We start from the raw sequence: 13,640 nt of genomic DNA, 5'->3' as shown, positions 1-13,640 counted from the left end.
GGAATAATATGAAAACAGAAAATACCGTTTGGCACACACAACAAGTAAGCAAAACCCAACGTGCTGAACTAAAACAGCAAAAAGCTTGTTTATTATGGTACACCGGCCTTAGTGGTTCGGGTAAATCAACCGTCGCTAATGCTGTAGATACTTTATTATTTCAACGTAAGTGTCATAGTTATTTGCTTGATGGTGATAATGTTCGCCATGGCTTGAATGGCGATTTAGGCTTTAGCGATGAAGACAGAGTTGAAAATATTCGTCGTATTAGCGAAGTAGCCCAGCTATTTGTTGATGCCGGTTTAATTGTATCAACAGCGTTTATATCTCCCTTTGCTGCTGATCGCGCAATGGCCGCAAATAAGCTTGATGCTGGCGAATTTATTGAAGTATTTATTGATACGCCAATCGCTATTTGCGAACAACGTGATCCTAAAGGTCTTTATAAAAAAGCCCGCGCAGGTGAGATTAAAGATTTTACTGGGATAGATTCTACTTACGAAGCGCCGACAAACCCCGCTATTCATATTGATACTGCTAATAAAAGTATTGAACAATGTGCTCAACAAGTGGTTGATTACCTTATTGCGCAGGGTTTTGTTAGAGATTAAGAGAATATTAAGAGAAGTTTTAAGCTGACAGTTTAGAGCTGACAGCTGTTTTTTAGTCATAGTTAAACATTTTTATAGGAGTTATTTGCGTGCATTATGATGTTTTTAATGGTGATGCTGACGGTATTATCGCCCTGTTACAATTACGTTTAGCGGAGCCTAGGGCTTCAAAGTTGATCACGGGTGTTAAGCGCGATATTCAATTATTGCAGCAAGTGCCTGTTGGTATGGCAACGTCAGTGACCGTACTTGATATTTCTATGGAAAAAAATATTTCAGCATTGGCTGGCTTGCTTACTAACAATGTTGAGGTGTTTTATGTTGATCATCACCGTACAGGTTTAGTGCCAAGCTCGCCATATTTACACGATATTATTGATACAGACGCTAATACTTGTACCAGTTTATTGGTCAATAAATATTTAGCGGGTCAATTCGCTTTATGGGCTATTGTGGCGGCGTTTGGCGATAATATGTTAATTGCGGCTGAGCAGTTAGCGCAGCAAGCTGGTTTGTCAGATAAAGAACAAGCACAGCTGAAAGCGTTAGGGGTTTATATTAACTATAACGGCTATGGCCGAACCGTTGATGATTTACATATCGCTCCTGATGTTTTATTTACTACCTTACTTAGTTATCCAGATCCTTTTACCTTAGTTAACGAAGAAAACTCCATATTTACCGTGCTTGAGCAGGCTTACCTAAGTGACATGGCACAAGCCAAACAAGCGAGCGCATTACATGACGATGCCGCTTTGCAGGTTATAGAGCTTGAAGATGCCGCATGGTCGCGCCGAGTTAGTGGTGTTTATGGTAATGAGTTGGCCAATCAAAACCCTGATAAAGCGCATGCAGTTATCACTTTAAATTTAGACGGTAGTTACACGGTAAGCTTACGTGCTCCTATCAACAATAAAGTAGGCGCGGGCGAACTTTGTGCGCAATTTGACACCGGTGGTGGTAGAGCAGCTGCGGCAGGAATCAACCAGTTACCGAAAGAAAAACTTGGTAACTTCATTGCGTTAGTGTCAAAATATTATCAATAGATTATGTTCGCTTTTAGAAGCGTTAACTGAATAAACCTTATAAGGATTTAAAATGAGTTTGTTGATCACAGGTGGAACAGGTTTTATTGGTAGCCACACGGTTGTTGAATTACTTGCGCTAGATAAAGATATTGTTATTGTTGATAACTTATCTAATTCTTCAACATTAGTACTTGATCGTATTAAACAAATTACCGGTAAGTCAGTAACATTTATTCAAGCCGATATATGTGATCGCCAAGCATTAACGAAAATATTTCAGCAACATGACATTGAAGCTGTTGTTCATTTTGCTGGTTTAAAAGCGGTAGGTGAGTCGAGTGAAATTCCGTTAAGTTATTATCATAATAATGTTTCTGGTTCGGTAACGCTGTTGCAAGTAATGGCTGAGCAGAATGTTAAAAATTTAGTGTTTAGTTCGTCAGCCACAGTCTATGGTGAGAATAACCCTTCGCCACTTGATGAAACTATGCCAACATCTGCGACTAATCCTTACGGTCAAACCAAATTAATGATTGAAAATATTTTATTTGATTTAGCCCGCAGTGATGAGCAATGGTCTATTGCCTGTTTACGTTACTTTAATCCGATTGGCGCACACGAGTCTGGCCTTATTGGTGAAAACCCTAATGGTATTCCAAATAACTTATTACCTTACGTTTCACAAGTGGCTGTTGGTCGATTAGCTCAGTTGCAAATTTTTGGTGATGACTACCAAACACCTGATGGCACAGGGGTTCGAGATTACATTCATGTGGTTGATTTAGCTCAAGGGCATGTTAAAGCGTTAGAAAAATTAAGCGAAATTAAAGGCTGTGTACCGATTAATTTAGGCACAGGGAATGGCACCTCGGTTTTAGAAATTGTTAATACTTTTAAAAATATTTCAGGGCAAGATATCCCATATAACATTGCACCACGTCGTGCTGGGGACATTGCCACCGTTTACGCCGATGCAAGTGTCGCTAATACCTTACTTGGTTGGCATGCAAAACGTGATTTGGCCACTATGATTGCAGATACTTGGCGCTGGCAGTCACAAAATCCTAATGGTTTTGAATAGTTAAGCGATAGATCACTAAAGCCTAGCTAAAAAATAGCGACAAAAAAACCTAATATTCTAATATTAGGTTTTTTTTTGGTGTTCTGTTAATCAGTTTTTAAGGACTAATAATTGGCAATGGTTTGTTCATCAGCCCAAGCGATTGCTTCATTATAGCTTTTAAGGACGCTGGCTTTTTCTAAGCCAAGCTTTTCCATTACTGCTGTGGTTTTAGACCACTCTGCTCGTTCAATAAGTTCTAAGAGCATAATTAAAGCAGCCGTATCACCTTCGCGAGTTAATAAGGTATCTTTTATTTCTTGGGCTAGTGGTAGCTTAGTGAGAATACTTTCTAAGTCTTCGTCAACTATGGCATCAATTAACGACAATAAACCAGTTAAAAAGGCGATAGAATTATCTATAGGTGATTTAACTTGGCTTGCCATTAATTCACAAAATTTTGCTCGGGCCATGGCGCCATTAATCAGTTCAGAAGGCTTTTCGGGATTAATGTTTGCTGCAAACATTAAGCCCAAGAAGCGTTTTAACTCTGTCGAACCTAAAGTAACAAGCGCTTGTTTTATTGTTGAAATTTCACTACGGCGTTTAAAAATAGCTGAATTTGCATAACGTAGTAATTTATAAGACAAAGTCACATCACGTTCAAAGACTGCTGTGATACTGGCTAAATCTACATCTTTTTTTGATGTTTCATAGAGTAATTCTGCCATAGATACTTGTGATGGCGATAGACTTTTGGTTTTCATCATCTCGGGTTTGGCAAAAAAGAAGCCTTGAAATAATTCAAAACCTAATTCTAACGCTTGGTTATATTCTTCATAGGTTTCAACTTTTTCCGCGAGTAACTTTATATGCGGAAAGTCTGCTATCGCGATTTTTACTTCTTTGATGGTGTCTACTGTGGTGTCTTGCCAGTCAATTTTAATGATATGTATGAAAGGGTAAAAATGCTGCCAAACCGATTGATGAATATAATCATCAAGGGCGAGGGTGTAACCTTTTTGATGTAAATCTTTACATATCGATAATAGTTTTTTACCCGGCTTAACTGTCTCTAAAATTTCGACAACTAGTTCATCTGTAGTTAAAGTTTCTGGGTAGCCTTTAATCAACGTTTCTAAGGTGAAATTGATAAAGGCAGGTTTATTACCGGTAAATTCACTAATGCCCAGATTAAAGCTACTGGCTTCAATCATTTTTGTTGTGGCTTCGTCGCCATCAATATCAGGGAAAACATTAATTATGCTATCGCGAAACAATAGCTCGTAGGCAAATAGATTTTTATCTATGTCTAGAATGGGCTGCCTAGCTGCATAAAAATACATACAAATTCCTAATTAATCCGCTGTTATACGGATAATTTTATTATTATTACTTAGTATTATTGTTTGGCAAAATTTATTTGCACATTAGCTTCCTTATTTATAACACAAATAAATGTTAATACTCACGAAAAAACATGGAATCAACTATTAACTAGTCATATTATTCTTCTTTGTGTTCAATTGACTAGCAAAGTGCTATTTATTTACACAGTTTACTTACCAAACGAGTAATTATTGTTTACTCGTGATAAATTAGCTCGATTGGTATATTTTTTTTGGGAGGTTAAATGGCTTTAGGAACAATGATTTCATTGGCACTATATTTTATTGTAATGTTGGGAATAGGTTTATATGCCTATAGAAAATCAACAAGTGATGTTTCGGGTTTTATGCTCGGAGGACGTAGTTTAGGCCCTGGGGTAACTGCGCTTTCTGCTGGGGCATCTGACATGAGTGGTTGGATGTTGATGGGTGTTCCTGGGCTAATGTTCACCGTTGGTTTAAGTAGCGTTTGGATTTCTTTTGGCTTGATGCTTGGTGCGTATTTAAATTACCTGATCGTAGCTCCAAGATTAAGAACTTATACCGAGATGGCAAATGACTCAATAACTTTGCCAGACTTTTTTGAAAATCGCTTTGCCGATAATTCACGTGCATTACGCATCACTTCTTCGATTGTTATTATTTTATTTTTTACCCTTTACACTTCTTCAGGCATTGTTGCAGGTGGCAAGCTATTTGAAAGTTCATTTGGTTTAAGCTATGAAATAGGTTTGTATATTACAGCTGGTGTTGTTGTACTTTATACGCTATTTGGTGGTTTCTTAGCGGTGAGTATGACTGACTTTGTGCAAGGCTGTATTATGTTTATTGCTTTAGTGCTGGTGCCATTTGTTGCGGTATCAGATGTGGGCGGTACTGACGCTATGCTTAAAACTATTGAACAGATAAACCCTGAGTTTTTAAACTTTTTTAGTGGCGTGAGTATTGTCGCGATAATTTCTGCCATGGCATGGGGGCTAGGCTATTTTGGTCAACCGCATATCATTGTACGTTTTATGGCTATTCGTTCGGTAGACGATTTACCTGCTGCTAGAAGAATAGGTATGAGTTGGATGATCGTATCATTATTTGGTGCTATGGCTACCGGTTTTGCTGGTGTAGCTTACGTGGCTAAAACCGGCTTGGTAGTCGATGATGCAGAAACAATATTTATTTTATTGGGTCAAGTGTTGTTTCACCCCCTTATTGCTGGCTTTTTACTTGCTGCGATATTAGCGGCGATTATGAGTACTATTTCTTCACAATTATTAGTGACTTCAAGCTCATTAACCGGTGATTTTTATCAGGCATTTTTGAATAAAAACGCTAGTGAAAAGCAATTAGTGTTTGTTGGCCGATTATCAGTAGCTTTGGTTGCACTTGTCGCTATTTTTCTTGCCTACGATAGAGAAAGTTCGATATTAACCTTGGTTAGTAATGCTTGGGCCGGTTTTGGTGCTGCATTTGGACCTTTAGTTATTATGAGCCTCTACTGGAAGAAAATGAATCGACATGGTGCGTTAGCTGGCATGTTAACCGGTGCTATTACCGTTTTAGTGTGGATTTATGCCCCTATAACGATTGATGGACAGCAGCTGAGTGCCGTTATGTATGAAATAGTACCAGGCTTTATTATGGCAAGTATTGCTATTGTGGTGGTCAGTCTATTAACGACAAAAGAGCAGCCAGAAATAGAAACACTATTTGATCAGGTTGCTGCTAAACATTAGTTAATACTTTTACCCCTTGGATCAATACATATGATCCGAGGGGTATAACGATCAATTAAGAATTTAGTCATAAAAAAAGTCGTTAATGAATTCATTAACGACTTTTTTATGACCATTTTTATGGCCACTTTTTTGACAATTATTTATGTTTAACAGAGTACAGAATAAAAATTCAGTGCAGGGCTGTTATTAAATAGTGTAGCTAGTTAAACCAACCACTAAATTGACCATGTAATATTCTTTTTAACGCGTTCTTGCCATTGTTGTATAGGCTCATTTTTATCACCTACAACTATGATATTCGAATGATTAAAGTTTAATGACTTGCCTTGTAATTTATCATTGGCAAAACTAGCAATAAACTTTATGTCTTCGTCATCTGGTAAGATAAATATATTTACTGGGCTTGATTGACCTTGAAACACCAAGTGTAGGCTTTTGCTGCCGTCAAAGCGACAATAATCAGCAAAAATTAGTGTGCCAAAGGTACTATCAAAACTACCTTTAAAAGCTGCCATTTTATCGTTTAATGAGGCTAACGTGACATTTGGCTGATCATTATTAGAGAAGTACGATGCCTCATGGTTTACATGCGCAATGGCATAGTCACCTAAGTTTTTATAGGTGCTAGAAAACATCACAAAGTTAACGGTTAAACCCATCACAAATGCGACAGATGCTGCCATGGCTAATCGAGCACGTGTTTTACGTTTATGTTGCTGATGGCTAGCCAATGTTTGGCGTAAAATTAACTTATTAGCTAAATCGTCAGGCACAGGAATATTCATTGCTTGTGAAATTTTATTTTCTAATGCGTCAAGTTCGTAGGCAAACTTTTGCTTTGTTGGATCATCTTTTATGGCAGCATTGATCGCATCATCACGATTTTTTGGATCTGCTATTATGCTACGTCTAAATTGCAAATCATCCATTGTGTAGACCTCTTAATTTTGGCTCGTTGTCTACGGCCTCTTTCAATTGATTGCGAGCACGAAATAATCGTGTCATAACGGTATTTTTATTCAGTGACAACATGCTGGCAATTTCTTCACCAGTAAAACCACCAATGACCTGTAAAACTAAGGGTTCACGATACTCTTCAGGCATTTGGGCTATTTTTTCACGTAGCCAATGGTTTTCAATTTCCTGTTCACTACTGGTTGCTTTAACATCAGTAATGGTTGCTTCTTCATATTCACTCATCTCAAAACGCTTGCGTTCAAACCTACGTGCGTTTTCTCTGCGCAGAATAGTAATTAACCATGACTTTGCTGCCTTTTCGTCTTTCAACGAGTCAAGCGCGCGCCATGCACGTAAAAATGTTTCTTGCACTAAGTCTTCAGCAATATGCTTGTCGTGGCATAACCAGTAGCCATACCGATATAAATCTGCATGCAATGCTTTAACGAGTGCTTCGTATCTAACTTGTTTTGTCGCCATGTTGTAAGAGACCTGAGGCTTTGTCATTTTATTTCGCACTAATGCATTTTTTTACATAGTTTTACTATAACGTGAATAACAGCCTGATTGTTAGTGGAAATAATATTGGCAGAAAATCACAGTGATTGGGCGTAAGGCTAACGAATATTGAATATTATTGAGAAAATATAAAAGGAGCTATTGGCTATAGCTCCTTTTTAGGTAAACATTTGGTTTAAGGTTTAAGGTTTAAGGTTTAAGGATTAAGGGCTATTGCAGAATGAGCTGATTTAACATGATTTTTTTTATGTAGCGTTTGTATTGCATCGAGAAGATTGTTGCCTGACCATTGGCTAGGACTTTTGCCATAATAGCTTTGTTGAAGCTCAACTATGGCGTCAGAAAGCGCTTTGTCGCTAAAATATTCATGTAATGAATCAAGGGTTGTTAGTGCATCGCTTTGATTATTAACTGATGCTTGCGATTGCGCCCAAGGCAGTAAAGAGGCTAAGGCTAATTCGCCATTATTTTGTTTACATGCCGCCAATATAGCAAGGTGAGCATTATTGACCTTGCCATTAGTCGCACTAGACGTTTGCTTAATCTTAAAAGGACGCTTAGCGGTTATATACCAAGCTAATAATGTTAATAGCCATAAAGCTAAAAATAGCCATTGCAAGAAGTTGTCTTTTTGAATGATTACCGTTTCTACCACCCTTGGTTGTGTTGGACTTTCAAGGTTAACGCTGGGTGGTTGCTGTATCGTGCTTGGGGCTATATCAGCGTTAGGTAAAATTATGATTTTTTGCCCAGGTATTTTTGCTATTTCTGCTTTATTCGTCACAGTATTCCACCAAGGAATAGTAATTTCAGGCAATTGATACTCACCCGCTTGACTTGCAACAATGGCAAAATTTACCACTTTTTGACTGACTAAACGTTCATTGTTTAGGCCAGTGTGGAGTTCTTCTTGATCGGGGTAAACTTTAAGACCTTGGGGTACTTCCATGGTGATTTCGGGGAGTTGCTCTTTTGAAAGCCCCGCTGCGGTAAGTGTAATGGTGCGGGTGATAGGTTCACCCACTTTAAATTGGCTGGGTACGGGTTGCCATTCTTGATGTAAGGCTAGTAATTCGCTAGGTAACCATGCACCGCTGATTTGTGTTGGAATAGCTTTAACCGTTAACGCAATATCATCACCAATGATACTGACAGGTTTAGTATCCGCGAAACTTAAAAAGTTAGATCGCCTTGCTGATGGCATGATGATCTCGCCAGAAAAAATCGGAGATTTTAATACCACATCACCACTTTGTTGTGGGCTAATGGCATAAACTCGTTCGATAATACGATAACGTTTACCGTTGATAATATTTTCAGATTCTTTATCTTTGCCGATTTGTAAAATATTAGCGCCTGTTAAGCTAGGTTCGGTCAAACTGCCACGTTTTAGCTCTGCTGCGAAGTGTAATTTTACCGTCAGCGTAATTTGCTGTTGTACGTATAAATCGGTGGCTGAGACTTGCGTGGTAATAAACAATTCTTGTTGATTCGAAGCCGTTAATTTGTCTGCTGCTAGGGCTTTAATAGCGATAACTTGTGTTTTTACACCGTCGATATTAAACGCAGGAATGATAAGTTCTCCTGGCTTGCGCGGAATGAGTACTGTGGTCCAGGTAGTGGTGCGAGTGGTGTCAAAGTTCACCATGCTGGTTTGTGAACTTACCGATGTTCGGCCAACAATAAAGTCACCTAACAGTGTTGATGTATCTAAGGCGTTGCTGTCGATATCATCATCAGCAACAACGGTTAATATTAATGATTCATTAACCACCGCTGGATTTTTATCAACCGTTGCACTAACTTTTGTTAACGCGTAGCTATTAAGTGATAATAAAATAGCTAACAAAGTAATTATAACTTTTACCACTTCTTCTTAACTCCTACATTTCGGCGGTCTTGATTACGTTTTTGATACTCTAACTGCATTTTATTTCTCAGTAACATATAGGGATCATCGGTTACTTTATTCAGTAACTGTTGATGTTTTTGTTCGGTCTCTTTAGCTAATTGCTCAGCTACTTGTTGTGCTGCTGCGCTTTGTGCGTCATTTGTCTCTTCAGCGTCTTTGGCTTGTTGAGCATTTTTAGCTTGTTGCTCTTCTGACTGCTCTTGCTGCTCGCTGTCAGTTTGTTGTTGATCTTTTTGCGCTTGTTGTTCTTCAGAATTTTTTTGCTCAGAAGATTCTCCTTGTTCGGATTGGTCTTGTGGTTCTGAGTTTTGCTGACCTTGCTGCTCACTTTTTTGTTGATCGCCTTCTTTGCTTTCACCGTCTTTGCTTTCACCGTCTTGGCTTTGGCTGTCTTGACTCTCACCATTTTGATTTTGCTGGTCTTTATCTTTGTCTTGTTGTTGCTTATCGTCACCAGATTCTTGCTCTTGGTTTTCTTGCTGTTGCTTTAACTGTTCAAGAATGGCTTTATTCTTTTTGGCATCGGCTAAATTTGGATCAAGCTGTAAAGCTTTATCATAGGCAGCTATCGCTTCGTCAACTTTTTGTAGTTTAGCCAACGCATTACCTTGATTATATAAGGCGTCAGCGGTGCTCTCTTGTTGAAATGCGGCTAAGGCTTGTTCGTAATCACCGGCTTTATAGTGCGCACTGCCTTGCCATAAAGGGTTTTTAAACTGCTCAGCAGCTTGCTGATATTGTTCACTTTTAAAATGCGCTTGCCCTTGTTGATCTTTAGTTTTCCAAAGGTCTTGCCAAAGATCTGCATGAGCGTTGTTATTAGGCATTAACATTAGGGCAAACGGCAATGTTACTAGCAGTGCGCCTCGTCTGAAATAACTTAATAGCAGTGGCAAAACTAAGAGCAATAAGTAAGGACCAAACTCTTGCCATTGATCACCGGTATTTTCGCTTTCTTTGGTATTGTCTGTGTCCGTGTCACTAAGCAGTGTTTTGAAAGTGAGTCGTTCAATATCTTTATTATCATGAGTTAGCGTGGTGTAGTTTCCTCTACCGCGTTTTGCTAGTCCTCTTAATGCTTGCACTGTTAACTTAGGCACAATAATTGCGCCGTTGTCGTCTTTCATCAACTCGCCATTATTGAGTTTAATAGGGGCACCGGTCTTTGTGCCAACGCCAAGAATGTTAAGGCGATAAGGGTGATTGCGCGACCACTGAGTTATATCTTGAATATCTATGTTATCAATGCCGTCAGTAAACCAATATATATCCCCGGTGTTATGACCTGCGTTGACTAACATTTCGTTGGCCAGCGTAAGTGCTGCGAAAGGATTACTACCAAGCACCGGCATAAGCTCAGGGCTTAATGATGGTAGTAATAATTTTATATTATTGCTGTCGCCAGTTAGCGGACTAATGTTAAAAGCATCGCCAGCATAAGCGATAAGGCCTATTTCACCTTCTTTAATATTATCGAGTAGATCTATGGCTTTATAGCGCGCACGTGTCAGGCGATTAGGCGAAACGTCAGTTGAGTACATTGAGTACGACATGTCCATGATCAAGACCGAGCCTTGGGCTACTTGATATACAGGCTGCGGCAACTTTTGCCAGCTAGGGCCTGCCATAGCAATAATGGCAAGTAAGCCAATAAAAAAGGGCAAGGCCAATGAGCTAGATTTCGCTTTTGTGTTTCCTTGCACTAGTACTTTAGCTAAATGTGCGGGTAAAAGCTGTTGCCAGCCAGATTGTTTAACACGCAGTTTTTTTAACATAAACAACATGAAAATTAAGACAATAATGGCCAAAAGCCAAAGCGGGCGAATAAAATGAAAGTCAGCCATGTTAATGCTTCACTCCCGTTACTTCTTTTCTGCGGAGGAAAAAGTGTCCATTGGAAATACTCTTAATTAACAGGGTCAGCAAACTTATCAGTAAAGCTAACCCTAAAGGCCAGTGGAACAAGGCGGTTAATGGTCGCATTTGTTGCTGTTCTTGTTCTACAGGCTCTAGATCATCTAATAATGTATAAATTTTACTCATGTCTTCGCTGGCGCGGGCACGGAAATAATATCCGCCGGTTTCATCAGCAATGCGCTGTAGGGTTTCTTCGTCAAGTTCACTTGAAGGATTAACTCGGCGAGCGCCAAACAATGAATTTTGGATCATAACATCGGCGCCTATACCGATAGTGTATATGGTGATATCTTTTGCTACAGCCAATTCAAGCGCTTGCTCTGGGGTTATTTTCCCTGCGGTATTTTGGCCATCGGTGAGTAACAATAATACGCGATTCGAGTCTTTCTTTTCATCAAAACGTTTAACAGCAAGTGCGATAGCATCACCAATAGCGGTTTGTTTACCGACTAGCCCTAATACGGTTTCATCAAGCATTTGTTGCACGGTTTTACGATCAAAAGTCATGGGGGTTTGCATGTAGGCATCGTCACCGAATAAGATAAGACCTAACCTGTCACCACTGCGTCGTTCGATAAATTCACCTAGCAGTACTTTTAGCATATCAAGGCGATTGACACTACGGCCATTAAGGCTCATATCTTCTACTTGCATACTGCCGGAAAGATCGACAGCAATCATCATTTCGCGACCTTCAGTTGGCACATTGACGGCTTCTCCCAACCATTGTGGCTGAGTACTGGCAGACACAACTAACAGCCAAATAAGACTGAGTATCAGCAGTGATGTTTTTTTCTTTTCTGGCGCAAACTCTTTTGTTTGCATGCCTTTAATGATGGTTGGCATTTTCAGCGGCGCTGCTTGTACTTGTTTTTTAGCGGGTAACCAATAAACAAGTAACGGCAGAGGCAGGGCGATTAATGCCCAGAGGAAATCAAAATGGATCATGATTTTGCTCCATTACTTTCTGTAATAACTTCGACTGATTCATTTTCAACTTCTGTACTACTAACACTATTTACTGAAACGTATTCATCTTTAGTTTTAGAACTGCTTAACATAGATAAGTCTTTTTTTGGCGGCAGAGCATGGCTGAGCCATAATTTTGCCGCGGCAGAAAAATCATCAATTTTTTGGCTAGCAGAATCACTTTTATAGACAGAATTAAAATGCTCGCCACTAAGTTCAGTAAATTTATCTTGTTGCTTAGTAGGCAGTGTTGTAAGTAAAAACGCTTTAAACGCATCGCCAGTTAAGTGCGCTACTTTGTCTCGTGGAAAATACTGTAAAGTGGCCCATTTTAGTAAAGTGACGATAGTACTGATTTCAGTCGCGGTAGATAATTTTTTTAGTGCCGTTTTTTGCGCTTTACGCTTAATAAAATATTGACGTATTTTTACTACAGCATAAATAATTAACGCTAAAACAATGATGGCTAAAAGCCACCAACCTGGCGCAATAGGGTAATTGTGCACATTACCAGGCAGGTGAATATCGCTTAGTTGTGCTAACGGATCCATGACGCTACTCCGCGATGTAATTGGATTTCCAGGGTTTCACTAGCACAAAAGTGCAGTAAGCGAGCGCCTGCTTTAGTTAATTGTTGTTCAATGGTGTCGTTTAAGCTCATGGCTTGTTGATGATATTTTTCAGCAAGTGCTTTGTCACCCAGTATAAATTGTTGTCTTTCGTCGTCACCGTTAGTAATGGCAACGCTAATTTTTTGCACGCTATCGGGGAGTTGTTGTTCGAGAGGGTCGCTGATCAAGCACACCACTAATTCACAGTGCCGACTAATATTAGCTAAGTGACGTACTGCCTCTTCAGAAAGGCTAAATGCATCGGTAATTAAATACACTAAACTGCCCGGCTTTGCGAGATGACGCAGGCGCGCGCAGTTTTGTTCAAAGGCTAATTTAGCTTGTGCTCGATCTAAAGCTTCGCTAGCAATATGAATCGAGTCGGCGTGGCTTTTGACGAGTGCATGCAAATAATGCAGCACGCCTTGTTGTCGGCTACGCGGCTTTAGTTCAGTGTGATTGTGTTGATTAAACACTACACCGCCGATGCGATCGCCACGCGATTTCGCATGCCAAGCGACAAGAGAAGCCACATGTGAGGCTTGTACAGATTTAAAAAGCAAACGGCTGCCAAATAACATGCTGGTACTTAAATCAGTGGCGATAAGTACTGGGCGTTCAACTTCTTCACGAAATAATTTTGTGTGCGTTTTACCTGTACGCGCCGTAACTCGCCAATCAATAGCACGAATGTCGTCACCGTTTTGATATTGGCGCACTTCATCAAACTCCATACCTCGGCCTTTACTGCGGGCGAGGTAATTACCTGACATTTTGCCATGCGAGCTTTTCGATGCTGCTAAATTAATCAGTGAGCTTTTCGCCTGATAACGAATCAGCTCATCTATGGTTAATTCAATGCCATTACTGGACAGTTCATCAAGTAATGTTTGAGGGTTGTTTTGCTCGGTCGATTTTTTTTGATTAAACCACAT

At 39.6% G+C, this 13,640-nt stretch carries 12 protein-coding genes; 4 read left to right on the top strand and 8 right to left on the bottom strand.

What is annotated here, in order from left to right; translation table 11 throughout:
- Positions 1-8 precede the first annotated feature (8 nt).
- The 3 genes from cysC to galE all read left to right on the top strand — a co-directional run bounded on the left by cysC (position 9) and on the right by galE (position 2,720).
- Positions 9-611: an adenylyl-sulfate kinase gene (gene cysC / locus H4J38_RS01190; RefSeq protein ID WP_182128677.1), complete on the top strand. Its 603-nt coding sequence runs from the start codon at positions 9-11 to the stop codon at positions 609-611.
- Between the two features lie 89 nt (positions 612-700).
- Positions 701-1,657, top strand: coding sequence for a DHHA1 domain-containing protein (locus H4J38_RS01185; RefSeq protein WP_182128675.1), 957 nt, complete (start codon positions 701-703; stop codon positions 1,655-1,657).
- Positions 1,658-1,709: 52 nt separating this feature from the next.
- The gene (gene galE / locus H4J38_RS01180) at positions 1,710-2,720 is read left to right on the top strand and encodes a UDP-glucose 4-epimerase GalE (RefSeq protein WP_182128673.1); all 1,011 of its coding nucleotides are present in this window, start codon (positions 1,710-1,712) and stop codon (positions 2,718-2,720) included.
- Between the two features lie 104 nt (positions 2,721-2,824).
- Here the strand turns inward: galE and H4J38_RS01175 are convergent, their stop codons facing one another.
- A complete protein-coding gene (locus H4J38_RS01175) occupies positions 2,825-4,045 on the bottom strand; it encodes an EAL and HDOD domain-containing protein (RefSeq protein ID WP_182128671.1) in 1,221 nt (406 codons plus the stop codon).
- A 287-nt stretch (positions 4,046-4,332) separates the two neighbouring features.
- Here H4J38_RS01175 and putP point away from each other — a divergent pair, with 287 nt between their 5' ends.
- The gene (gene putP / locus H4J38_RS01170; RefSeq protein WP_182128670.1) at positions 4,333-5,817 is read left to right on the top strand and encodes a sodium/proline symporter PutP; all 1,485 of its coding nucleotides are present in this window, start codon (positions 4,333-4,335) and stop codon (positions 5,815-5,817) included.
- 218 nt (positions 5,818-6,035) lie between these two features.
- Here the strand turns inward: putP and H4J38_RS01165 are convergent, their stop codons facing one another.
- From H4J38_RS01165 to H4J38_RS01135, 7 genes are all read right to left on the bottom strand, one after another.
- Entirely contained in the window at positions 6,036-6,749 is a 714-nt protein-coding gene (locus H4J38_RS01165) for a DUF3379 family protein (protein ID WP_182128668.1), read from the bottom strand.
- Positions 6,742-7,257 carry a sigma-70 family RNA polymerase sigma factor gene (locus H4J38_RS01160; protein ID WP_404842585.1) on the bottom strand — a complete coding sequence of 172 codons (516 nt, stop codon included), beginning with the start codon at positions 7,255-7,257 and terminating at the stop codon, positions 6,742-6,744. The genes H4J38_RS01165 and H4J38_RS01160 overlap by 8 nt, the downstream gene beginning before the upstream one ends.
- A 235-nt stretch (positions 7,258-7,492) precedes the next feature.
- Positions 7,493-9,166: a BatD family protein gene (locus H4J38_RS01155; RefSeq protein ID WP_310733420.1), complete on the bottom strand. Its 1,674-nt coding sequence runs from the start codon at positions 9,164-9,166 to the stop codon at positions 7,493-7,495.
- On the bottom strand, positions 9,160-11,052 hold the full coding sequence (locus H4J38_RS01150) for a tetratricopeptide repeat protein (RefSeq protein ID WP_182128664.1): 1,893 nt from the start codon (positions 11,050-11,052) through the stop codon (positions 9,160-9,162). Before H4J38_RS01150 ends, H4J38_RS01155 begins: the two co-directional genes overlap by 7 nt.
- A gap of 1 nt (position 11,053) precedes the next feature.
- Positions 11,054-12,073 carry a VWA domain-containing protein gene (locus H4J38_RS01145; RefSeq protein WP_182128662.1) on the bottom strand — a complete coding sequence of 340 codons (1,020 nt, stop codon included), beginning with the start codon at positions 12,071-12,073 and terminating at the stop codon, positions 11,054-11,056.
- Entirely contained in the window at positions 12,070-12,645 is a 576-nt protein-coding gene (locus H4J38_RS01140; protein WP_182128660.1) for a DUF4381 domain-containing protein, read from the bottom strand. The genes H4J38_RS01145 and H4J38_RS01140 overlap by 4 nt, the downstream gene beginning before the upstream one ends.
- Positions 12,633-13,640, bottom strand: coding sequence for a DUF58 domain-containing protein (locus H4J38_RS01135; protein WP_182128658.1), 1,008 nt, complete (start codon positions 13,638-13,640; stop codon positions 12,633-12,635). Before H4J38_RS01135 ends, H4J38_RS01140 begins: the two co-directional genes overlap by 13 nt.

Origin of the sequence: Colwellia sp. BRX10-3, assembly GCF_014077505.1 — a bacterium.
GTDB lineage: Bacteria > Pseudomonadota > Gammaproteobacteria > Enterobacterales > Alteromonadaceae > Cognaticolwellia.
The sequence above is the reverse complement of the archived record's forward strand: the minus strand, read 5'-3'. Positions and strand labels throughout refer to the sequence as shown.